Below are 22705 nucleotides of genomic sequence, written 5' to 3'. Positions count from 1 at the left end.
TTTAATTTTTTATTTGGTACAAATGTATTCAAAATTCTACAAGCTTCAAATATCGGATATAAAAAATGTCCTCCAAAATTGAAGGACATTTAAATTTATTCTGATTCTCATCAGAAACCTCCTGAATCCCCGAAGGTGAACGTAGCGGAAATCCCTGCTCTTATGGTTGACAGCGGGAATGCTGTTGAGATTTTGTATTTCGAAGTCATCTGTTCATAGAACACTCTAAGATTCAGATTTTCTGATACATTATAGTCTGCAGATATTTTAATATTCATTAGTCTTTGCCCTCCGGTAACCTGTGAGTCATCCAGCAGGATGTTGGTGATACTGGTTCGGCTGTCTCTTAAGGAGAAATCTCCTCTAATATTGAGATCGCTTCCTTTGGCTTTTCCTCTTCCTCCTGTGTTGGCCATTCCCAGTCTGAAGTTTCGGATGATATATCCAACTCTCACCACATATTCGCTGTTTGAGTCTTCGGTTAACGTATGATTCACTAATCCTAGCAACAATGTTCTCAATCTGTTGTACTGGATACCGAACTGCATATTATTTCTCATCGTCATATCTACTCCGATCAATGGTGAGAAGTTTTCTACGTATCCCACCTGAGCAAATGTAAATGGATTGATATAATCATCATTGATGTCTCTCTGGGTTGCATTAAAATTATTAAGTGAATTAAAATAATCTATACTCGACTGAACTCCCGTAGCTGTGTAGGTCGCCTGATAAGCATGAAGAAGATCAAACTTGGAAAACTGCCCATTAATAATTGGGACATTTCTTAATCCTGAATACGTGATCTTCCAGTTAGGAATCGGAAGTCCGGCTTTTTTAGGATTATCCATCATTTTCGGAGATTTACCTTCTACGGCGGCCCTGAACGCAGGAATCAGAATATAAGCATTTGATATTCCGTAGCCGTCTTTGAAACCGTTTGGTTCCAGGGCGCCCGGCATTTGTTGTGATAAAATCATTGCATTTTCCCGTATTGCCTGATAGATTGCAGCACCATCTTTAAATGCTGTTTTAAGTAACACCACAGAATTGGAATAGGTAACCATATCATTGGCAAATGTATAGTTAGGATCAGCAATTCCCGTATTCGAATCTCTATAATTAAATCCGGTATGGGTAAAGTTTCTGTTGTAATTATGAAGAGCGCTGATATCAATTCTAAGGTCATTCATTGGCATTATCTGAAGATTTGCACGCAATTCCCTTGTTGACATCCGTACATAAGGATCAGTCATGAACTCCGAGTCACTTACCCAGCCATTCTCCATCACTGTTCTTCTGATATCTGCCTGTGAACCGAAAAGGAATCCGATCGTAGGGCCACCTAATGTCTGCCCATATCCATACCAGTTCGGCGCAGAAAGCAATCCCGGAAGTACGGTACCATTGTTTTCGGAATAGTTGATGTCTAACTGCTTCATTGACGTTAATAAATATGCCATGCTCTGAAGCGGAGTAAGCCTGTTTTTAAATTTATATTTTTTATAGGCGTATTTGTTTTTCTCCCACTGCTGGGTATAAGCATTGTTTAATGAATCGACTTCCTGTTTACGTTTCTGAAGTTTTGCTGAAATATTTTTAAAATATTTAAACTGACCGAAGAACTTCGTAAAGTCTGCTGTTGCAGTAGCCTGAATTACATTGGTATTCTGCCCGACCGATCCAAGACTTCCATCCGGACTTGATAAAAGAACGGTGGATCTTGCATTCCAATTGTAGGTAAACCCGTACCCTAGTTCTGCATCAATGAAATCTAAATAGGGAAGATACTGGAACGGCAGTTTATAATTTAACTGAACTCTGTGATTATACAATACAGGTCTTCCGGCTCTGAACACATTTCCAAAGATCGATTTGTTATCCATTGTATTAACATCCACATTATCATTCAATGTTCTCGTGGCCGAGTTGATTTCCAGTTTTAATGATTTAGTGAAATTAAACCCTAAGCCGTACTGCCATCCAAAGTAGAAATTTCTGTTTTTGATTGCCCCGAAGTCATCATTATAGTTTCCATTTAAAATGGCATCAATATTACGGAACTCCAGTTCATTATAATTTCTGTCAATCTCAGTTCTGAAAGAGAATCTTGTCGGTACGGGATTAAAGTTAAATTCTTTTACCCATTTCAGATATTTTGTGGATTTAGCCGTATCACTGATCATTTTATTGAAAGGACGGATTACCCACGGTTTGAAAGTGTAGTTGTAATCCACATATCCTCTCAAATACTGTCTGTAGTTTCTTTTGGTATAAATATCTCTGTAAAAGTCATCGTTATAAACGGCAGTCACAGAAATATTTTCAACATCATAGAATTTTGGCTTTCTATTTTGGTTTACTCTTTCTTTGTGCATATTTACCACACCGATGCTTCTCTGTTGGGTGTATGTTCTTGCTACTTTTTTTGAGTTCCTCTCTGTTCGCAGCTTTTTTAAATTCAACATCGGTATCCAGAGGATTATATTTAGGATCTTCAATAGTCTGAGAATACGAATAATTCAACGGGATTTTCACCCCTGTTTTTTCAGGTAAAAATTTATCCACGTTAACTGCTGTATTGATACTGAAAGCAGACTGTGTAGACTGGTTTCTTTCTGCCGGCTTAGAATCTATATTTCCAAACCCAACTGATGTATAGGATGCACTTGTATTTACCGTGGCAAAATCTCCAAGGTTGAAATTTAAACTTGCGTTTCCTGCGTACCCTCCATCGTTTTCGATCTCAGACAGGCGGATTTCGTTTACCCAAAGGATCCTGTCAATAGCACCTCCTGTACCTCTGTCATTTCCATTTCTGACACCAATCATGATGGTCGTAATATTTCCTAAACTCGGGCGTCCTTTGATGTAAAGACTTTTAAAGGTGTTTCCTGGATCAAAAGCCTCATCTTTTAATCTTTCTACAATTTGAGTCGGATGGTTCTTATCTCTTCTAATTTTAGCATCTACAAAATCCTGAATATTCAAATCAACATCATTTTCCATCGGCCAGATTTCCATAGGAGCGGTTGCAGTGGTCGGCGTTATTTTTAATGAAGATTCATATTCGTAATAGTTATCTGTAGCATCACTACCGAAACGGATAAAGAATTTTGTTTTCTCATCAATCTGGCCAATATTAGGATCACTACTTCTGGAATCAGTATGGGCATGTACAAAAAGTTTCAGCTTTTTATACCTTCTCATATCCAATGTAGTGTTCTTAAATACCCCTCTCGCTTCAGAAGAAGCAAGTGAAGTCGCTTTCATATAGAGGGAAGCTTCATTTTGTCTTTGCGCTCCTGCATTTCCACTTAGGATCTGTCTGTCAATTCCCGGAGGCAGTACATAAGGAGGCTGGTTTAAAGCATTTTCTTCAATATTTACACTTCCTACCTCAAAATTATTATTATTTACAACTGTTGTACCTTCATCTGTTGCTCCTGAATTTCCGGTAATTGCAATGTTTTTAGGATATTTTCTCCAGTCTGATCTTACAAGATCCATTGTTCCGAATCTTAATGTAGAAGTCTGATCAAAGCCTGTTAATAATAACCTTGCAAATCTTACATTATTTAAAATTGAAGCTTCCTTATCACCTCCAAGATTCGGTCTGTTAGGGTTATTAAAATCTGAAACAGGAATTCTAAATAAATACCACTTCACATCATCAGTCTGGCCGTTTTGAAATGTAGCCTTAACAGTTTTCTGATCAACAATATAATTATCGGTTCCTGATACCAAACTTGCCTGATCTAAATTAACAATGTATTCATTATAGCTTTCGCTCTGATCCAGGTTATAATCTTTATTAATATCCTCAGAATCCGGAGTCTGCGTAGCAACCTCCAGAGAGTTGCTCTGTGAATTTCCTTCCGGCCCTCTGAAATATTTATAACGCTGTACTACTGAAGCTGCCTGATTTCCTGTAAATTTATTAGACATATAAAATACGAAATCATCTACAGCAGGATCCGACACATTGGTAACCGGATTGACAAATGTATTTCCAAACAAGGCAGCTTCCTGATCTGAACCTAACCCATCATATCCTAAATCCTGAGCGGTTCTATCTGCACCTTCGCTTGAGAAAGCATACAAAATCGGCGGTTGCTTAGGCTGTGTTCCCCAGTTTGAAGTTGTAGTAACAGAAGGCGCCGAAGGCGTAGGCAATCCATTTTCATATTGCATTTGTCCATCTTTCAGGATATCTTCAGATACATTTCCTAACTGTAATAAAAGTTTTGGATTTGTACCTAAAGTATTTCCGTCCGCATAAGGATCCATCATCCAGAATTCTACATATTCAATATTGGAACTTACAAAATTGGAAACTGAGATCGGTCTCATAATACCCGCCCATCTTTGCGCTGTACTTTCTGCAACAGGATTAGCATTATAAGGTCCCTTTTCTGCCGGATAATATGAAATATCAAAAGTATTGGTATAGGTCTGCTCGCCGGCTACAAAATCTCTGTTATTGAAAATCTCAGAAAACTGAACTCTTCTGGAAGCATGGTTAGAAACCGACTGAGGAGTAATACCGTTGGGTGCCTTACCTCCTACTCCCCAGAACCTCGGGTCGATATTATACCAGGATAAAAGACCTCTTCCGTAACCTTCTCTAATGTCATTATTTTTACCTGCTCCCGCAAAAAGTTGATCAGATTGGTTTTTTTCAGGTTTTGAAGCCAGACTCCACGCTGTTGGTTCTTTTAAAGTAATCTTTGAAGTAGTCTGCTCGAAATCGTCGATATAAGACTGGTCATTAATTCCTTTATTTAGACCCGGAAGTAAATAAGCAGTCTCCATTTTGAAATTTAAATTGGAAGGTGCTTCCGTATTTACAAACGGAATTTTATCCGTTAATCTTGTCAGAAACGGCAACTGATTGTTGTACATCAAATTGATTCCTGCCATGGTATTGTTGACGGCTTCCTGTCCGTAATTTACCTTTTGGGTAAGTGGTGACTCAGAATAATTAACAACCGTTGCCCCTAAAATAAAGTTTTCATTAAATCTTCTTTCTAAATTTAATCCTAAGAAACGCTTTCTCTGGGTATTGAACGTAAGCTGATTTTCTAATGAAATATTAATAGCCTGACCGGATTGTTTCACCTGTTCATTAATGATGGTCACAGTACCCAGCATATAATCTACGGTATAGTCGATCCCTTCTGTCAGCTGAACACCATTTGCAGAGACTTTTACAGAACCTTGAGGAACGTTTACGGCTCCTAAAGATATTCCCTGTCCCTGCGTTCCTTTATAACGCCCTTCAATGGTATATCTCTGGGCGAGGTTACTGGATATGGCAACCTGCTTTTGCTGGCTGTATAGATCCGAGAAAACATACTGCGGATCATTACTTCCGATCACCGACTGAATATAATTACCAAACGGCTGTGCTTTGGTAAAGATCACCCTTCCGGTTTCCGGTCTGATGGTAATTCCGTTGACAAAGTCGAAAATTCCGTCTCCTGTTGTATTTCCATTGGATTGTAAGTCACCGTTGGCATTGAGTCGGTCCCAATTCAGTAATTTGATTAAAGGAACATTGTTTACCTGAGGATTATTGGCAACAGGAAGATAATTTAATTTACCTCCGGACTGCGGATCCCTGTATAAAACATTCAGCATAAACCCATCCTGAATGACCTGTCCGGCATCCAGAGAATAGATATTTTTCATCATCAGATCCCACATCGGAGAGGAAGTCTTTACAGTGGTATTCGGCTTTAAAAGTTTTGCCACCAAGACCGTACTTTCTTCGGAGAATTCCCCGACTTTGTACACCTGGTTGCTTCCGTTTACCGTATATGAGAATGAAACTGCCAAAAGCTGATTGTCATTCAGTTTCTGATTCAATGAAATATACCCTAATTGTGGCTGAAGGATGTATTCGTTGGTATTTAATCTTCTTGCTTTTTTATTAAAGATAAACTCTTCTCCGTCCTGATATGTTGCTGTCCCGCCGGATGCAACAGGGAGATTAGCACCTTTGATAGCATTGTAAGCCGTGCTGGCATCCCTTAATCCCGGTAATGCGTTCACTGCAGAGTAAAGATTAAATCCGGACTGGTCGTTATTTGGAAGTACTCCCGGAGCGTCTCCAAGGTCCCTAACCCCAACGATACTTTTCTGATATTGTAAGTTAGTATTTCCCTGATCCAGTACCCAAACTTCCATTCTGGTGATGCTGATCTTCGAATTGATCTGAGGATAATTTAGCAAAGAATTATCATAGTTGTTAAGAAAATAATGTCCTACGAAGTAATGCTGATTATCTTCATAATCAATAGCATTCAGCTTAAATGTATTCATTACACCGCCACCCTGAACGGTAATATTCCTGGATTCACCCTGTTGCTGAGATAACACAACGGTTCCATAAGTTTTTCCTAACTGGAATTCTGTCTTTACTCCAAATAATGACTGCGATCCACGGATCAGACTGGTTGAAAGCGGCATATTTACGTTACCGAATTCTACCCTTTTGATGATCTTGTCTTCACCACCAGCGCTTGGTTTATCAACATCCTGAAGCCCTTTCTGCTGAAGATCCTTCCAGCTTCCTTTGGCCTGCCATACGAGATTCATCCTGTTTTCAAAAGCGAAACCACTCTGTGTATCGTAATTAGCCTTCAACTGAAGATTCTCTCCTACTTTCCCTAATAAGCCCAGCTGAATTCTCTGATCTATATCAAACGTAAAACTTTTCCTGTTTTGAGGTAAAATCAATGGGTTGTCAATCTTCTGGTAAAGTCCCGCAAAGTCGAAAGAAACATATCCTGTCGGAATAATTTCAATTTTATTGCTTCCGAAAAGCGTTTCAAAAAGCCTGTTGTTGATGGTAAGAGAAGGAATTAATCCTTTTCTGGCAGCATCACTTTTATCTTTTCTGAACATCAAACTGTAACGGTCTGATTTTTCCTTATAGTAAGCTCTCGTCTGCTCCGCCATCATAAATTCTTTATAATCTTCGGGCGACATGGCTGTAGGAGGTCCGGTAATAGTATTTCCGATCTTCGGATATACGTAATACATACCGCTTTTTATATCATAATAGGCTTCATACTGTGTAGGATCTGCCAGCTGATAGTCTTTTTTTATTATTGCTGTGTCGCGAACCGCCGGTCTCTGCTGTGCAAACGTCATTACTGACATGCACATGAACGACAGGAACAGGAATATATTGAAATACTTAATATTTGCCACCAAATGTTAAATGTTTTTTTAAAATTTGTTTTACCAACTCTTCGATTGAAATCTCCGGATTTTGCTTTATGATGCTATCTGCAAGCTTCTCACTCATCCTTTTAGGAATACCCAAAACTTCTAATGCAGATAACGATTCTTCCTTCACTTTATTATTCGCCAGCGTAGAAATATTTTCCTCCGGATTACTGAATTTCTGGACTTTATCTTTAAGATCTACTATAATTCTTTCGGCTGTTTTGGCACCAATCCCCTTAGCTTTTTGAATCAATGCACTGTTCCTTGAAAGAATGGCTGAAGCGATCTCATCAAGGGCTAAAGTAGATAGTAAAATGAGGGCAGATACCGCCCCCACTCCATTAACGCTTATTAACAGATTGAACATCTCTTTTTCTGATCTGGTTTTAAATCCGAAAAGCAAATGAGCATCTTCCCTGATGATCTGCTGAATAAAAAGAACGGTTTCCTGATTGGTGGTAAGGGTTTGCGAGGTCATTAAACTAATACCTACATAGTAACCAACTCCCTGGACGTTGATCACTGCGTAAGTAGGCGTAAGTTCCTGAACAATGCCTTGTAGTGAAAATATCATTATTAATTTTTAAAACTCCCAAATATAGCAAATTAAACTAATTAATGTTTTCATTTCATAGACGAATGATTTTTAACTTAATTTTTAATTTGAATTTTAAAGATATGCCACAAAAACAAAAGACTTGAAAAACATCATCCGGCACAGATTTTAAATTCATCCTGATGAATTAAGAAAATCATCAAGATAAATCCGGGAAATTATCAGGATAAATTCCAAAAGTTATCAGGATAATATTTTCGGACTATATATAAAAAAAACAAAGACTCCGGAAATGAAGTCTTTGTTTTACTATTTGGAAAATATATTGTAAGTCTATTTCTTGTCTTTAATTTCCCTTCTCTGGGCATCCAGAACAGCTATAGTTGCCAGATTCACGATTTCATCAACGCTTGAACGCATCTGGAGTACGTGAACAGGCTGTTTTAATCCCATTAAAACAGGTCCTATCACCTGTGCCAGTTTCATTCCTCTGAGGATTTTGTAAGAAAGATTGGCACTTTCAAGATTCGGGAAGATGAAAGTATTGGCCGGTGTATTTCCTAATTTTGAGAACGGATAATCACTCAGGTGATCAGAATCCATTGCGAAATCCGGTTGTATTTCTCCGTCAACAATCATTTTAGGATACTTTTCGTGAAGGATACTCACTGCTTTTGCCACTTTTTTAGAAGTTTCAGAAATCGCAGCAAAGTTTTCAAATCCCAGCATGGCGATTCTTGGCTCGATCGCAAAAGATTTTACCGTTAACTCTGCCATTTTAGCAATATTCACAAGATCTTCGGCGGTAGGATTCTGATTGATGGAAGTATCTGCAAAGAAAATCGGTTTCTTCTCAGATAAGATCATCATCATTGCGGCTACTTTATCAACGCCTTTATCTTTTTCGATCACTTCTAAAACCGGTCTTAATGTAGACACATAGTTTTTGGAGAAACCAACGATCAATCCGTCAGTATCACCATGTCTCAGCATCAAAGGTCCGAAATAATCTCTCTGGCGAACAAATCTTTTGGCTTTATATTCGTTCATGCCTTTTCTCTGGCGAAGTTTCCACAGCGTTTCTCTGTATCTTTTTCTGTTTTCCTTCTGGTCGTCATCACTTGGGTCAATAATCGGAACATCAAGGGTAATTCCAAAACGCTCCATCTGTTCTTTGATGTATTTTTTGCTTCCTAAAAGGCTTGGGTAAGCAATTCCTTCTTCATAAAGGATCTGTGCAGCTTTCAGTACGTTGTACTCTTCAGCATTCCCTAAAGTAATTCTCTTAGGGTTTGCTTTTGCACGGTTCTGCATCATTCTCACCAGCTTTTCATCTCTTCCCATTCTGTCGAGAAGACTGTTTTCGTATTCGTCGAAGTCTGTGATGATCTTTCTCGCTACTCCACTTTCTACTGCAGCTTTTGCTACGGCACTTGAAACCTTTGTAATCAAACGGTTGTCAAACGGTTTCGGGATAAAATATTCTCTTCCGAACTGAAGATTCTGAAGATTATACGCTAAAATTACCGCTTCAGGTACCGGTTCTTTAGCAAGATCGGCAATCGCATGAACAGCAGCCAGCTTCATTTCTTCATTAATAGTTTTTGCCTGCACATCCAATGCTCCACGGAAGATATATGGGAAACCAAGAACGTTGTTTACCTGGTTAGGATAATCACTTCTTCCTGTCGCCATGATCACATCTTTTCGTGTTTCAATGGCAAGATCATAGGCAATTTCCGGATCCGGGTTGGCTAATGCAAATACAATAGGATTTTCGTTCATGCTTGAAAGCATGGAAGGAGTCATCACATTTCCTTTGGACAATCCTACAAAAACATCCGATCCTTTTACGGCATCTTCCAGGGTATCGATATCGGTTTGTGCGATGAAATCAAGCTTTTCAGAGGTAAGATTTTCTCTTCTCTGGTTGATCACTCCTTTACTGTCACACATCATTACGTTTTCTCTTTTTAACCCTAAAGAAATATAAAGGTTGGTACAGGCAATCGCGGCAGCTCCTGCTCCGTTTACCACCATTTTTACTTCTTCGATCTTTTTATTGGCTATTTTTAAAGAATTGATTAATGCTGCAGCAGAAATGATGGCTGTTCCGTGCTGATCGTCGTGCATCAAAGGAATATCCAGCTCTTCTTTTAATCTCTGCTCGATATAAAATGCTTCCGGGGCTTTAATATCTTCAAGGTTGATTCCTCCAAAAGTAGGTGCAATTCCTTTTACAATATCAATGAATTTATCAGGATCTTTTTCATCGATCTCGATATCAAAAACATTGATGTCTGCGAAAATTTTGAACAAAAGACCTTTCCCTTCCATTACCGGCTTTGAAGCCTCTGCACCGATATCTCCCAAACCGAGAACCGCTGTACCGTTGGAAATAACAGCTACCAGATTTCCTTTCCCTGTGTAATCGTAAACGGTTTCCGGCTTATGGTGAATTTCCATACAAGGAACTGCAACTCCCGGCGAATAGGCCAATGACAGGTCTCTCTGAGAAGAATGCGGTTTTGAAGGAATCACTTCGATTTTTCCTTTAGGTTCGGCTTTATGGTAATCTAACGCGGCCTGATTAAAGTTCTTTTCGTCGCGGTGGTTTTTACTTGACATATAGAATTTTGTTTTTTGATTATAATATATATTGAATGTGGTAACTGACTAAACTTTCGATAGGTTTTTGTACAATCTGTCCCACATTTAAATTGAGTTCTGCCGCTGCTGCACGCAGAATATCTTCATAGTAATAGGCAATGGAGCCAATGAAATTGATTTCGGCTTCTCCTGATTCTTTGTAGGGAATCACCTGATAGTCGAAGAAATTAAGCATTTCTTCATGTACCATTTTTTTCAGGTACGGATGTTCTTTTCTTTCTACCACAAATTTATTGAAATCTGCAAGAAAGGCATTAGGCCGGGTGGTATGGTACATGTTTTTCAGCACTTCATCCAGGGTGAGGTTATACGTTTGCTCAAATTCGGATGAAAGATCTTCGGGAAGTTTCTGCATGAAGAATCTTCGCACCAATTGTTTCCCGATGGCGCTTCCGCTTCCTTCATCACCGACAAGGAAACCTAGTGACGGTAATTGGATTTTTATGTTTTTGCCATCAAAATAGCATGAATTTGAACCTGTTCCTAAAATGCAGACGATGGCAGGCTTTCCTCTATACGCGGCATACGCTGCTGCCGTTAGATCTTCTTTTACAATGATTTCTGCATCGGTAAATACTCTTCCCAATTCTTCAATAATAGTGTCACAGTTCTGCTGTACCCCACATCCTGAACCATAAAAGTATATTTTCCGGATGGAATTTTTAACGGAGGTAAGGCTTGTATTTTTTTCAATTTCGGGAACGATAAGTTCTCTGCTGATAAAGTTCGGGTTGAAACCAATGGTTTCTGTTTTCAGGAAGATTTGTTTAAAATCGTCTAGAATCACCCAATCTGATTTTGTAGAACCACTATCAACAATAGCAACCATATTTTCCATTTTAGTTTAAGGATGCTAAATTATGAATTTATCTTGTAAGATGTGGGATAATTGACATGACATATGTGTTGTTTTTGGTCTGCAGAGTTCTTATGTATTTTGAATAATGAAGGAAATTGTTGAGAGTATGCGTGTTTTAGTTTGGCGGAAGGCTTATCTATTTTGGACGGTGTTATAAAGATTCCGGACGATGCTTTATCTATTTGAGACAAAGCCTTATATACCCTGGACAAGGCAATATATATTCCGGACAAGGTCTTATATATCCTGGACAATGCCTTATCTATTTTGGACGGAGCCTTATCTACTTTTGACTAAGCTTCATGTATTCTGGACAAAGCTTTATTTATTTTTTCAAAGGATAAAATTTGCTTTTAATTATCGCAAAGGTAGACAAAGCTTTTTTTTAATAAACTATTTTATTAAGGTAAACAAAGGCACTTCGTTTATGGAAGTAATACAAGGAGCTAGTGCTTGAGCATATTTTAAACCATTAAGATTATTTAAGGAGCTAAGATATATTAAGAATATCAAGATATTTTATAAGTGCAGATGTTTTTACTTAAATTTTATTGTTAAAACTTTCGAGGATTTTTCTAGCGGCAATGAGTTTTCTAATACTATGCATAGATTTCTACGGAGATGACAAACAGATTGATAATGACGGAAGATTTAAAATATAAAAAAACTAAAGTAGGTTTTTATATAAAAAGGGTAGTGTCTCACTAACTGTGTAAGTTAAAAAGTTATTCTGGAAAATTTTGAGCCCTCATAGCTCAAAAAATTTTACGGAAATAACTTTTTATTATTTTTAATCATTACATAGTTATGATAGACAAAGAAGACTTATTAAACAACAAGGATTTCTATAAGTCCTTTAAAAATGGAGAAGACCTAACCTCTTTCTTCAAAGAAATGCATAAACGAGCTGTAGAACATATGCTTGATGCAGAATTGGACACCCATCTGGATAATGAAAAGCATCAGAAATCCATCACTGGAAATTTCAGAAACGGACACGGGACCAAGAAGATAAAATCCTCATTTGGCGAATCTGAAATTAAAGTTCCCCGAGATAGAGAAGGTAGTTTTGAACCTGCATTAGTCCCAAAGAGACACAACATCATCGAAGGTTTGGAAAATATTATCATCTCATTTTATGCTAAGGGAATGAGTGTAAGTGATATTGAAGAGCAAATTAAAGAGATGTATGATTTTGAGGTTTCTACTTCTACCATCTCACGAATCACCAATGCTGTTGCCAGTGAAGTGGTAAGCTGGCAAAACCGTCCGCTTGAAGATTTATATCTCATTGTTTGGATGGATGGCATTGTTTTCAAGGTAAGAGAAAACTCCAAAGTCATTAATAAAACAGTTTATCTGGCTGTGGGATTAAACCGTGACGGGAGAAAGGAGGTGTTAGGAATGTGGCTTGGAAAAAATGAAAGTTCAGCTTTCTGGATGGGCGTTCTCACAGATTTAAAAGCTCGTGGTGTAGAGGATATTCTCATCACCGCCACCGATAATTTAAACGGATTTACCCAGACTATCCGTTCTGTTTTTCCTGAATCTCAAACCCAAATTTGTGTTGTACACCAAATCAGAAATACCTGCAAATATGTAGTTTGGAAGGACAGAAAAGACTTTTCTGCCGATATGAAACATATTTACACTGCTCCAACAAAACAAGCAGCTGAAGCAGCTCTGGGTGATTTTGCAGAAAAATGGGAAAGCAAATATTCTTATGCTATCGCATCCTGGCGGAATAATTGGGATGAGCTGACTGTATTTTTTGAATTTCCTTTAGAGATCCGAAAAATCATTTACACCACCAATTTAATTGAAAATCTCAACGGGAAAATCAGAAAATACACCAAAAACAAAATGTCTTTTCCTACCGATGATGCCGTAATGAAATCAGTGTATCTCGCTTTAAAAGAAGCTACTAAAAAATGGACCATGCCAATTCAAAATTGGGGTATTGTTCTTAACCAGTTTATGCTTATTTTTGAACAAAGGCTCAGATTATAAAAATCCAAGCCCCTAACTTTTTAACTTACACACTTCGTGGGAGAGTGTCAAAAATTGATTGTTAGATATAATTTTAATGACATCCTAGTGCAGTTATTGGTTTTTTATTCTTAAGGTAATCTTTTACAAAAATATAATTGGGAGTATAATCAGTTCCCGGAATGATCGAAGCGCTACCACTTTTACTATTTACATAATTTGATAGTTTTTCCTGCATATTTTCCCACATTTTTTGGGCCTCTATATACCCAAATTTTTCTGCTGCATATTGAAATCCACCATGCGTTTTAGTAGTAAATCTATCAACTCCTCTTGTATAAATTATCATATCACCAGATGGATCAATGCAATATCCAAATAAACGATTCCCGCTTACAGGGTGCTCTTTATCCCAAGGTGATTTAACAGTTGTAAATTTCTTTTGTCTCCCAACGTTTCCATATATTCTTGTTTATATTTTTATAGTGATAGACTCTAATGGATTTGTCTAATTCATTTTGAGACATAGAATTCACTAAGCTATCCACTAAGTATCTGTTTGTTTCGCTTATTTTTTCAGAACTTCTACCTGTTAAAGATTGTGTAAAATCCACCATTTTATTCTCCAACTGGGTAATTATTTCTCTCTGTCCTTTTTTATATTCTTCTAAATTGGTGATTGAATCTTTTTGGGTGAAAGAGATGCTTTTAAAGCCATCTTGCTTTTGTGAAAACAAATAGAAAGGAAAGAGAATAAAAAGTATAAAACATTTGTTAAAAATCACTTTAGCTATATCTTTCATAAGTTATCTCATTTTTTGGTAATACAATGTATATCCATAATCACTGTTATCATCAGGGGATTTTAATCGAATATAGAAATATACTTTTTTTCCTTTTTTAAAGCCACTTGTTCCACCAATGTATTGTGTTCCATCAGGATACCCTTTAAAAATCAATATATTCTTTTCTGTTGGATAAACTGTAAATTTATCTATGAAATTTTTCGTTTTTATAGCCTTATCATGATAAAAATAATTAAATATAAATGTTGAATCATTCTTTATCTCTAATTTTAATGTATCTCCTTTTTTAAGATTAAGATATTTGAAATCATCTCTTTTATATTCAATATTTTTTTTGGAATATATATATAATCTCCAACCGCTTCATTAAGAGAAATGTGATAATCAGGAAGATCGTCCGGATATTCTTCTGCACTGCCACAGCAAATAAAATTTGAAACTACAATTATTAATATTAAAGCACTATAACTTCTTCCCATCTGATTTTTATTCTATAGGCATTCCTAAATTTTTATAATAATCACCATTGATTAAAAAATATCCACCTCCAAAATTAAAACCTTCATTATTTTTAAAAAAATCATTAACCGTTTTAATAGGGACTATTTTCTTTTTTATTCTTGTCTTTTTAACTAAAAATCCATAAGATTCCTTTTTACATTCATCACATTTTACTATTGTGCCTATATGTGGAATTGTATCATACTTGAATCCATTTATTTTATTATATTTTTATATTTTCTTTATTAAAAGAGTTATATAATATTCGTTTTTAATGTTCCCACTTTTTAATATAATAGAATCCTGTTTTTTTATTTTAATGACTTGAGAATTTACGAAGCAGCTTAGTAAAAAAAATAATAAAACAGATTTAATTTTTTCCATAAATAAATTATTTTTTATCAGGATACTTATAGAATTTTCATTTCATATCTCTTAATGATTATTTGCAAATTAGAAACTTACATAAATCTTCATTTTTTTCAAGATAGTTTATTTGTTTTCTAATTTCATTTTCAGAATATCTAGGCAAATTATTATCCATTCGATATTTAATTATTTTTTGAATAAAATCATCAATGATTTTATTATCCGCTATTGATATATTATTTATATCAAACCCCTTTATACCTAATAAATTTATATCAGTATATTCTTGTTTAAACTTAAATAAATTTGGAATTTTTAAGTGAATTTTTTTAAAATTCTCTTCATCAGTAATTACGATAAGTAATGGTCTTGATGAACTGTAACTAGCATTCACATATTGATATGTCGAATATTCTTTGTTTTCTATTTTTTTGCATAATCTATAGTTTCACAATTTATATTTGTGAAAAACAGTTTGCATATACAAAGCAAGAAATTAAAATAATAAGTGGTAAAAATAATGTTTTCTTCATTTGTACTTTCTTTAGAAAAGCCGCAGAGATTTTCTGCTATTTATCAAATTCAAATTCTTTAGCTTTAATACTACATTCATTTATAATTACATCATAATTCTTATATTTATTTATATCTAACATAATTAATTCATAGGAAAAATCATTATTAGTAGTAATGAACTTATAAATTCCGTTACTTTTATCAATTGGTGAAATTTTTAAAGAAAAGTTTTCTTTAGAACTTGATTCCGTATAATTAATGAATACATTCTTTTGTTCTTTTTTAATTGAATTTATAATATAATTTTCCACTTCAGATGATTGTATTTGAATATTATTATCATCAATTAAATATTTTCTATCATTTATTTCATCACAAGGAATATATAAATAATACTTACCGTTATATTTATATAGCGGAAGCCATTTTGAATTTATGCCTAAACTTTCAAGTTTACTTGTTTTCACATTTGTATTAAAATTTGAAAAGTCAATTAATAAATTGTACTCTTTAGAATTTTTATCTTGTAAAATATAAACTTTTTGATATTTGTTTTTTTTGATAAATATAGTTTCTTTAGATTGTGAACAACTTATCGTATAGAACAATAAAAAGACACTTGAGAACAAATATTTAATTTTATTTTTCATAATAATTATTTACTTTTTCTAATCATGGTTAATATGTAGTCATGTTGAGTACCATTTCTATAGTCTATACAATATGTTTTACCTGTAAATATTTTTTCTGGATATTTATAATATAACTTATTTTCTGGATTTGCCCCTTGATTTAGAGGATCAATACCTGAAGCATTATCATAAAATCTAAAAAATTTTCCATTTGAATCTATTCCCATACCAACAATGACTACAAAATGATCTGTAGAATTATCTAAATTTCCAGGACTTCCCGATGCATCATCTATTCCAACAATGACTGGTATTCCGTGAGATAAAGCATATTTTATATAACTTACACCTTTATATAAATCATTCAAATTTACACCATTTTGTTCAGTATAAATTTGAAAAGTCTGTTTATTTCCCTGTGAATCCACATCATAATAATTCGAAATATTGTAACCCTTTTTAGCAATTTGTGCTTTAGCATAATCCATACAATTTTTTCGAATTCCCGGCGCATTCCAACCTACAAAATCTGATGGAGGAATAACATTAGCTATTGTAGGCCATTGTGTTTGTTGATTTTCAAAGTCAAAATTTTCAATTATTGTTTCATCGTAATTTCCTGATTCATTATCATTAAAATCAAAACTTGTATTTGGCTCTCCTTTATGTTTATTATATAAAAACTGTTGCCAAGTAGTATTTGGATTCTCAGCAATAAAATTCATCACCCAGGAAAAAGACATAGAAGAAAAAGAAGTTCCACCAGCAATTGAGAATTGTATATATTTTTTAACAACTGCAAAAGCTTCATCTGTATTTCCCATATTATATACGTACCAAAATAACTTCACCGATTCACTTGAGTGGCCTGATAGCCATATTTTTTCATTAGGTGAAAAATGCATATCGAACTTAAAACTCATATAAGCATCATTATACTCATTCCCATAAGGAAAAGAGCTTTCCAAACTCTCCGGTGTTACAATAGAGCCTCCTGATCCTCCTGTAGATCCCGTAGATCCAGAGCCCTCTCCATACGATATCGTAGGACTTCCGCCACCAGTATCTTCACAAATAGTTACTTTAATAAAATAAGAGCCAGATCCCACACAGTGTGCATCGTCATGATAATATCCGAATTCACATGGGATCTCTATATATTCAGAATGACAGTTTACCATTTTTGATGATATGCCACTAGGTAAAATTCCTTCCTGATATACTAAATCTATTGCTCCCTGATAAGGACGGTATATTTTGTTACTAAAGTCATTAAACCAATTGATATCAGGAGTATATTTATAAATGATTTTGGAAACATGCCCATTCACCTTTCTGATAATAAGATTATAAAAAACATTATCATCTTTAGGTATTTTGGGGTAAACAACCATTGAATAATTAATATCTGAAGCTGAATTTTTCAATTCAATGATTTTAGCTTCATCAATTATAAAATCGGTCAGTATGGGAGCCTTTGAAATATGAGTTGAGGCAGAAATGCCAAATTCTTTTGAGATGTTTTCTTTTCCAAGCTTTTGAACTAATGTTGAAAAAGATATTATTTTCCCGATTCCCTGATCTTTTTCTTCGTTTTGATCATTTGAGTCTAATTCTGTTCTGCATTCTAATAACAGGAATGCTAATGCCATGAGCACTAATAAATAATTTTTTTTCATCTTGTGTAGATATAATTAATTTCAACAATATTAAAATAATTTTCCTAGTCCGCAATTCACTTTTTCGGAAAAATTATTACTTTTACGAAAAATATTTTTACTATTATGGAAAAGATTATCAAAAAGATAGCGGAGATCCGCAGTAAAAAAGGTTTCTTATGAGAATATGGCTCATGATCTGGATCTGAGTGCCTCAGCCTATAGAAAAATAGAAACAGGTGAAACAAAACTGACGGTAGAAAGACTGGTTGATATTTCTAAAATATTAGAAACTCCATTGAATGAACTATTGGAAACTGATTCACAAAAAAATTTTAATCAAGAAATAAAAGAACAATCTACAGGATATCAAGGAGTAGACAATAGGGTTTATCATGAAAATTCCGAATTATCACAAAAACTCATTGCAATTTACGAGCAACAAATTAAAGATCTGAAGGCAGAGATTGAAGAATTGAATGCAAAGTGAAATAGATGCTTCGACTGCGCTCAGCATGACATTGCTAATAAAAAATTTAAATAAAAAAAGAGAACTTAAAAATTTTAAGTTCTCTTTTTTTATGATAATCGATTCATTTACTACTGTTTTATCTCTGCTTTTTTATCGTTGAACTGTATCAGCCAGTCTTCGATTTCGTCTTCAAGATAGGAGGCCTGAAGGATCATGGCATTGATAAAATCATCGGGAACCGGTTCGTTATCGGAATTTTCAAGATTCCAGAGCTCCTCAGACATATTTTCATACTCGGAATAGACACGTTTAAAGCGTGAATTATCTCTTTCAAGAGCTTCAATATTTTTCTGCTGAAGCTGGAATTTTCTGTATTTGTTTTGACGTTTCATACAAATATTATTAAAATGTGGTCGTAAAATTTTTTGGATCGTATGATTTAATCATATTACAAGATAGAAAAAACCATCAACACAAGGAGTTGAAAATGAATTTATTATCAGGTGGGGTTTACATCATTCTGAAAACTAAAATTAGAAATTATTTTGAATCTAAAAAAATTTTTAACATCTTTTTTTCAGTGTTTAACATATAGTTATAAATTTGCACATTATATCATTCGGATGAGAGATTTACTATTACGGCAGAAACAGGTTTTATTCTTCATTATCGCAGGAGGGCTTAGCGCTGTCGTTGAAATCGGGAGTTTTAAACTTTTCAGCACTACGATACCGCAGTTTTTCCCTCGCGAAATTAATTTTCACGGAATTCACTATCCTTTAAGTAATATTTTCTCGACAAGCTGCGGAATTATCACCAATTATTTTCTGAGTATCTGGTTTGTTTTTGAAAGAGGAAAACATTCTAAAAGAAAGGAATTTGCCTATTTTATGGTAGTCTCTTTTATTTCAACTTTATTAAGCTTAGGTTTCTTTCAGGTTTTTTACAGCTATGTTTTTAAAGATACTATTGATCTCTTCATCTATGCATTAAGTCCTGAAATAACGAGCAAGATTGCGGCAATTCTATTGGTTTCCGTTCTTAATTATTCGATTAAGAAAAAAGTAATTTTTAACGGATAGAAATGACAAAGATTCTAAACTATCTCTGGAGAGCATGGCTTCTGATACTGGCATTTGTTTTTACTCTTATTTTCGGGCTTCCTGTTTATCTGTTATCATTTAATAAAAAGCATTATAAATATGCCTACCGATTCGTGAGGTACTGGAGCTACTGCATCTTTTACGGTATGGGGCTGCGGTATGAGCTGACCAGACTTTCCGATGAAAGACTTGATAAGAATCAGCAGTATGTTTTTATTTCCAATCATACTTCGATTATGGATATTATGCTGATGTGCATCTTATGTGTCGATCATCCGATCTGTTTTGTGGGAAAAAAAGAACTCGTAAAAATCCCGATCTTCGGAACGATTTATAAAAGGATATGTGTAATGGTAGACCGGGGAAGCGCCCGAAGCCGAGCGGATGTTTACAGAAGGTGCGCCGAAAAAAATGGAGGAAGGAAACAGCATTGTTATTTTTCCCGAAGGTGGTGTTCCGGATGACACTTCGATAATTCTGGATGAATTTAAAGACGGTGCTTTTACACTTTCTTCAAAGCATCATTCGCCAATCGTGATCTATACTTTCGTCGGATTAAAGGAAATTTTTCCGTTTGATAATTCAAAAGGTTATCCGGGTAAAGCAAAAGTATATTTTAACGGAATTTTATACCCTTCCGCGTCTCCGAAAGAGCTTAAATTGTCTTCTTTTGAGACAATAAAAAAAACATTGCTAAAACACTATAATTAAAAGAAATAATATATATTTGTTTTCAGAAATTTTCAACAAATATGTCAAATTATTCTAAACAAACCAATTGGGGACAATTCATCCCATTGGTTACTGTGTTTTTCTTCTGGGGATTTGTGGCGGCAAGTAATGACATTTTGATCCCGGTTTTCCAAAAAGCTTTTAAATTATCACAAACCGAAAGTATGCTGGTTCAAATATGCTTCTATGTGGCATATACAGTGGGTTCTTTAATTTATATGGCAATTTCCAAAGGTATAAAACAGGATTTGGTAAACAAAATCGGTTACAAAAATGGTCTTATTGTAGGACTTCTTATTTCTGCAGCAGGAACACTTTTATTTTATCCCGCAGCCAATCTGCATTCTTTCACATTGATGATCTCAGGCCTTTTCATTGTAGGACTAGGATTTTCATTGCAGCAAATTGTAGCGAATCCTTTAGCTATTGAAGTAGGACCTGCTGAAACAGGCTCTCAGAGACTTACCATGGCAGGAGGAATAAATAATCTGGGCACAACGATAGGTCCACTTATTGTTTCTTTCGCGATTTTCGGCTCTGCAGCAGCTGCTACGACTGACGTAAGTGTTGAAAGTGTAAAGGTCCCTTATCTTATATTAGGAGTAGCATTTGTTCTGGTTGCTATTATGTTGAAATTTTCTTCTCTCCCGGCTATTACGCCAACCGTTACTGAAAATACGGATGATTTGGTTCCCGGCGAACACAGAAAATCAGCTTTTCAGTATCCGCAGCTTTTCATGGGGATGATTGCCATATTTGTGTATGTGGGTGTGGAAGTTTCTACAGCGAGTAACCTTCCTGCCTACATGGAAAAAAGTTTAGGTTTTGAAACTAAAGATGTGGCTCCTTACATCTCTCTATATTGGGCTTCTTTGATGATCGGACGTTGGACAGGAGCTGTAGAAGCTTTTGATGTAAGCGCAGGAATCAAAAAAATCTTAAGATTTTTGGCACCTTATCTGGCCTTCGGGGTATTCTTACTGGTGAATGCCATTGCGAAGCACGATCTTTCCCATTTCTACGTATATGGATTAATCATTATTGCGATGATCATCTGCGATATCATGAGTAAAGGTAACCCGGCGAGAATGCTTCTTATATTCTCTGTTGCAGGTATCGCTTCTTTATTAATAGGAATGTTTACTTCAGGGATGGTCTCTGTATATGCCTTCACCAGTGTAGGTTTATTCTGCTCTACCCTTTGGCCTTGTATTTTTGCATTGGCAATCAACGGTCTTGGAAAACATACGAATGAAGGATCCGGTCTTTTGATTATGATGATTATGGGAGGCGGAATCGTAAGTCTTATCCAGGGATATGTAGCAGATCTTACTAATATTCACTTTAGCTATATTGTAGGGGTAATCTGTTTTGCGTATCTTGCTTTCTATGCCATAAGAGTAAGCGGAATCCTGAAATCTCAGGGTATTGATCTTGACAAAATCACAAAAGGCAGTGGACACTAATACAACAAAAAAATTACATAAGAAAAGAGTTTGGGCAGGTTTATTACTTGCCCAATTTCTTTTGTTTTTCATGTTTTCCAGATCTGCGATCATGATTTCTTTTTTTGAACGGTTTTTTGAAATTCAAAAGAAACTTCATCAGCTTATTTTCGCATGGATTCCTTTTTCATTTGGCGATGTGCTTTATATTCTTTTGGGAGTTTTTCTCCTTTATCATGTTGTAAGATGTTTCAGCAAAAAGACTTGGAAAAATGCTTTATTAAAGATTTTTGTATCTGTCAATATCTTTTACTTTATATATCAGATATTTTGGGGAATGTTGTATTTTCAGACTCCGATTATTAATAAACTCCCTTCTCAAAAGGCGCCCACACTTGATAAAGCTAAAGCTTTAGCATTACAGTATCTGCAAAAATGTAAAGACACCAGAAAACTTACCGAAGAAGATAAAAACGGAATATTCATCATAACTAATTTGAAATCTGTTCAGGAAGAAATTTTATTTCGACAAACTTTACTTCCTGAAAATATTTCCAATAAAAAAAGCATCTGGAATCAATTCTTTCAAGCCAAGCATCTTTAAAAACATCATGAGCTTTACCGGTATTTTAGGATATTATAATCCTTTTACGGCTGAATCACAATTTAATTCTCAGTTGCCCAACACGCTTATCCCTTTCACATCTGCTCACGAAAGCGCACATCAACTGGGGTTTGCCAGAGAACAGGAAGCTAATTTTATAGGATATCTAATTGGAGTTAATTCAAAAAATCCAGAATTACGCTACAGTACAGAATATTTTACGTTAAAAAGTTTATTAAATTATATAGTCGATAAAGATCCTGAATTTGTAAAAAATGTACTCCGGAATTATCCTCCAGAAATGAAAAAAGACAGGGCTTATGAAAAAGCTTTCATCCTGAAGCACCAAGGGCTACTTGACGATTTCTTTGGATTTACCAACAATATTTTTCTTAAAAGTAATCAGCAGGAAGGTTCCGTAACGTATTCTTATTTTATTGATCTTCTCCTGAATTACGAAAAGGGTTAAAAAACAAAAGAACCGTATCAGGCGATACGATTCTAAAAACACAAATGATGAAAAAAAATTTATTACCTTGACTTGTTCCCTCATT

The 22705-nt window shown here is 35.2% G+C and carries 16 protein-coding genes and 2 pseudogenes; 7 read left to right on the top strand and 11 right to left on the bottom strand.

Annotated elements, in window-relative coordinates; translation table 11 throughout:
* Window positions 1-110: 110 nt before the first annotated feature.
* The 4 genes and pseudogenes from sprA to AAHI02_RS16025 all read right to left on the bottom strand — a co-directional run bounded on the left by sprA (window position 111) and on the right by AAHI02_RS16025 (window position 11294).
* Window positions 111-7050 (bottom strand): annotated as a pseudogene (gene sprA / locus AAHI02_RS16040) (cell surface protein SprA).
* A gap of 157 nt (window positions 7051-7207) precedes the next feature.
* Window positions 7208-7813: a Holliday junction branch migration protein RuvA gene (gene ruvA, locus AAHI02_RS16035; protein ID WP_346984104.1), complete on the bottom strand. Its 606-nt coding sequence runs from the start codon at window positions 7811-7813 to the stop codon at window positions 7208-7210.
* A gap of 315 nt (window positions 7814-8128) precedes the next feature.
* Complete coding sequence (locus AAHI02_RS16030) at window positions 8129-10423, bottom strand: NADP-dependent malic enzyme (RefSeq protein ID WP_346984103.1); 2295 nt, start codon at window positions 10421-10423, stop codon at window positions 8129-8131.
* 19 nt (window positions 10424-10442) lie between these two features.
* On the bottom strand, window positions 10443-11294 hold the full coding sequence (locus AAHI02_RS16025; protein WP_346986628.1) for a BadF/BadG/BcrA/BcrD ATPase family protein: 852 nt from the start codon (window positions 11292-11294) through the stop codon (window positions 10443-10445).
* A gap of 837 nt (window positions 11295-12131) precedes the next feature.
* Between AAHI02_RS16025 and AAHI02_RS16020 the strand changes: the two genes are divergently transcribed.
* Window positions 12132-13334 (top strand): IS256 family transposase, encoded by a 1203-nt coding sequence (locus AAHI02_RS16020; RefSeq protein ID WP_346983900.1) that lies wholly within the window; start codon window positions 12132-12134, stop codon window positions 13332-13334.
* Window positions 13335-13407: 73 nt separating this feature from the next.
* On the opposite strand, the gene AAHI02_RS16015 is transcribed toward AAHI02_RS16020, so the two are convergent.
* The 6 genes from AAHI02_RS16015 to AAHI02_RS15990 all read right to left on the bottom strand — a co-directional run bounded on the left by AAHI02_RS16015 (window position 13408) and on the right by AAHI02_RS15990 (window position 17816).
* Window positions 13408-13662, bottom strand: a complete 255-nt coding sequence (locus tag AAHI02_RS16015; RefSeq protein WP_346984102.1) for a hypothetical protein — start codon at window positions 13660-13662, stop codon at window positions 13408-13410.
* Between the two features lie 73 nt (window positions 13663-13735).
* Complete coding sequence (locus tag AAHI02_RS16010) at window positions 13736-14116, bottom strand: hypothetical protein (protein ID WP_346984101.1); 381 nt, start codon at window positions 14114-14116, stop codon at window positions 13736-13738.
* A 272-nt stretch (window positions 14117-14388) separates the two neighbouring features.
* Complete coding sequence (locus tag AAHI02_RS16005; RefSeq protein ID WP_346984100.1) at window positions 14389-14598, bottom strand: hypothetical protein; 210 nt, start codon at window positions 14596-14598, stop codon at window positions 14389-14391.
* 464 nt (window positions 14599-15062) lie between these two features.
* Window positions 15063-15383 carry a hypothetical protein gene (locus AAHI02_RS16000; RefSeq protein WP_346984099.1) on the bottom strand — a complete coding sequence of 107 codons (321 nt, stop codon included), beginning with the start codon at window positions 15381-15383 and terminating at the stop codon, window positions 15063-15065.
* A gap of 175 nt (window positions 15384-15558) precedes the next feature.
* Window positions 15559-16155: a hypothetical protein gene (locus tag AAHI02_RS15995; RefSeq protein ID WP_346984098.1), complete on the bottom strand. Its 597-nt coding sequence runs from the start codon at window positions 16153-16155 to the stop codon at window positions 15559-15561.
* Between the two features lie 5 nt (window positions 16156-16160).
* A complete protein-coding gene (locus AAHI02_RS15990) occupies window positions 16161-17816 on the bottom strand; it encodes a hypothetical protein (RefSeq protein WP_346984097.1) in 1656 nt (551 codons plus the stop codon).
* A gap of 166 nt (window positions 17817-17982) precedes the next feature.
* On the opposite strand from AAHI02_RS15990, the gene AAHI02_RS15985 reads away from it, so the two are divergent.
* Window positions 17983-18285: a helix-turn-helix transcriptional regulator gene (locus AAHI02_RS15985; RefSeq protein WP_346984096.1), complete on the top strand. Its 303-nt coding sequence runs from the start codon at window positions 17983-17985 to the stop codon at window positions 18283-18285.
* A 110-nt stretch (window positions 18286-18395) separates the two neighbouring features.
* Here AAHI02_RS15985 and AAHI02_RS15980 read toward each other — a convergent pair whose 3' ends face one another.
* Complete coding sequence (locus tag AAHI02_RS15980; RefSeq protein WP_346984095.1) at window positions 18396-18659, bottom strand: hypothetical protein; 264 nt, start codon at window positions 18657-18659, stop codon at window positions 18396-18398.
* Window positions 18660-18890: 231 nt separating this feature from the next.
* Here AAHI02_RS15980 and AAHI02_RS15975 point away from each other — a divergent pair, with 231 nt between their 5' ends.
* The 5 genes and pseudogenes from AAHI02_RS15975 to AAHI02_RS15955 all read left to right on the top strand — a co-directional run bounded on the left by AAHI02_RS15975 (window position 18891) and on the right by AAHI02_RS15955 (window position 22620).
* A complete protein-coding gene (locus AAHI02_RS15975) occupies window positions 18891-19349 on the top strand; it encodes a GtrA family protein (protein ID WP_346984094.1) in 459 nt (152 codons plus the stop codon).
* A 2-nt stretch (window positions 19350-19351) separates the two neighbouring features.
* A pseudogene (locus AAHI02_RS15970) lies at window positions 19352-20081 on the top strand (lysophospholipid acyltransferase family protein).
* 41 nt (window positions 20082-20122) lie between these two features.
* Window positions 20123-21568, top strand: a complete 1446-nt coding sequence (locus AAHI02_RS15965) for a sugar MFS transporter (RefSeq protein ID WP_346984093.1) — start codon at window positions 20123-20125, stop codon at window positions 21566-21568.
* Complete coding sequence (locus AAHI02_RS15960) at window positions 21558-22151, top strand: DUF3810 family protein (protein WP_346984092.1); 594 nt, start codon at window positions 21558-21560, stop codon at window positions 22149-22151. Before AAHI02_RS15965 ends, AAHI02_RS15960 begins: the two co-directional genes overlap by 11 nt.
* Window positions 22152-22158: 7 nt before the next feature.
* Window positions 22159-22620: a DUF3810 family protein gene (locus AAHI02_RS15955; protein WP_346984091.1), complete on the top strand. Its 462-nt coding sequence runs from the start codon at window positions 22159-22161 to the stop codon at window positions 22618-22620.
* The last annotated feature ends 85 nt before the right edge of the window (window positions 22621-22705 follow it).

Origin of the sequence: Chryseobacterium sp. POE27, from assembly GCF_039727685.1 — a bacterium.
Classification (GTDB): domain Bacteria; phylum Bacteroidota; class Bacteroidia; order Flavobacteriales; family Weeksellaceae; genus Chryseobacterium.
The sequence above is the reverse complement of the archived record's forward strand: the minus strand, read 5'-3'. Positions and strand labels throughout refer to the sequence as shown.

Bases quoted from the DNA above. Each gene is read 5' to 3' on its own strand.
- ruvA (WP_346984104.1), bottom strand. From the start codon at position 7,813: ATGATATTTTCACTACAAGGCATTGTTCAGGAACTTACGCCTACTTAC.
- AAHI02_RS16030 (WP_346984103.1), bottom strand. From the start codon at position 10,423: ATGTCAAGTAAAAACCACCGCGACGAAAAGAACTTTAATCAGGCCGCG.
- AAHI02_RS16025 (WP_346986628.1), bottom strand. From the start codon at position 11,294: ATGGTTGCTATTGTTGATAGTGGTTCTACAAAATCAGATTGGGTGATT.
- AAHI02_RS16020 (WP_346983900.1), top strand. From the start codon at position 12,132: ATGATAGACAAAGAAGACTTATTAAACAACAAGGATTTCTATAAGTCC.
- AAHI02_RS16015 (WP_346984102.1), bottom strand. From the start codon at position 13,662: ATGATAATTTATACAAGAGGAGTTGATAGATTTACTACTAAAACGCAT.
- AAHI02_RS16010 (WP_346984101.1), bottom strand. From the start codon at position 14,116: ATGAAAGATATAGCTAAAGTGATTTTTAACAAATGTTTTATACTTTTT.
- AAHI02_RS16005 (WP_346984100.1), bottom strand. From the start codon at position 14,598: ATGGGAAGAAGTTATAGTGCTTTAATATTAATAATTGTAGTTTCAAAT.
- AAHI02_RS15995 (WP_346984098.1), bottom strand. From the start codon at position 16,155: ATGAAAAATAAAATTAAATATTTGTTCTCAAGTGTCTTTTTATTGTTC.
- AAHI02_RS15990 (WP_346984097.1), bottom strand. From the start codon at position 17,816: ATGAAAAAAAATTATTTATTAGTGCTCATGGCATTAGCATTCCTGTTA.
- AAHI02_RS15985 (WP_346984096.1), top strand. From the start codon at position 17,983: ATGGCTCATGATCTGGATCTGAGTGCCTCAGCCTATAGAAAAATAGAA.
- AAHI02_RS15980 (WP_346984095.1), bottom strand. From the start codon at position 18,659: ATGAAACGTCAAAACAAATACAGAAAATTCCAGCTTCAGCAGAAAAAT.
- AAHI02_RS15975 (WP_346984094.1), top strand. From the start codon at position 18,891: ATGAGAGATTTACTATTACGGCAGAAACAGGTTTTATTCTTCATTATC.
- AAHI02_RS15965 (WP_346984093.1), top strand. From the start codon at position 20,123: ATGTCAAATTATTCTAAACAAACCAATTGGGGACAATTCATCCCATTG.
- AAHI02_RS15955 (WP_346984091.1), top strand. From the start codon at position 22,159: ATGAGCTTTACCGGTATTTTAGGATATTATAATCCTTTTACGGCTGAA.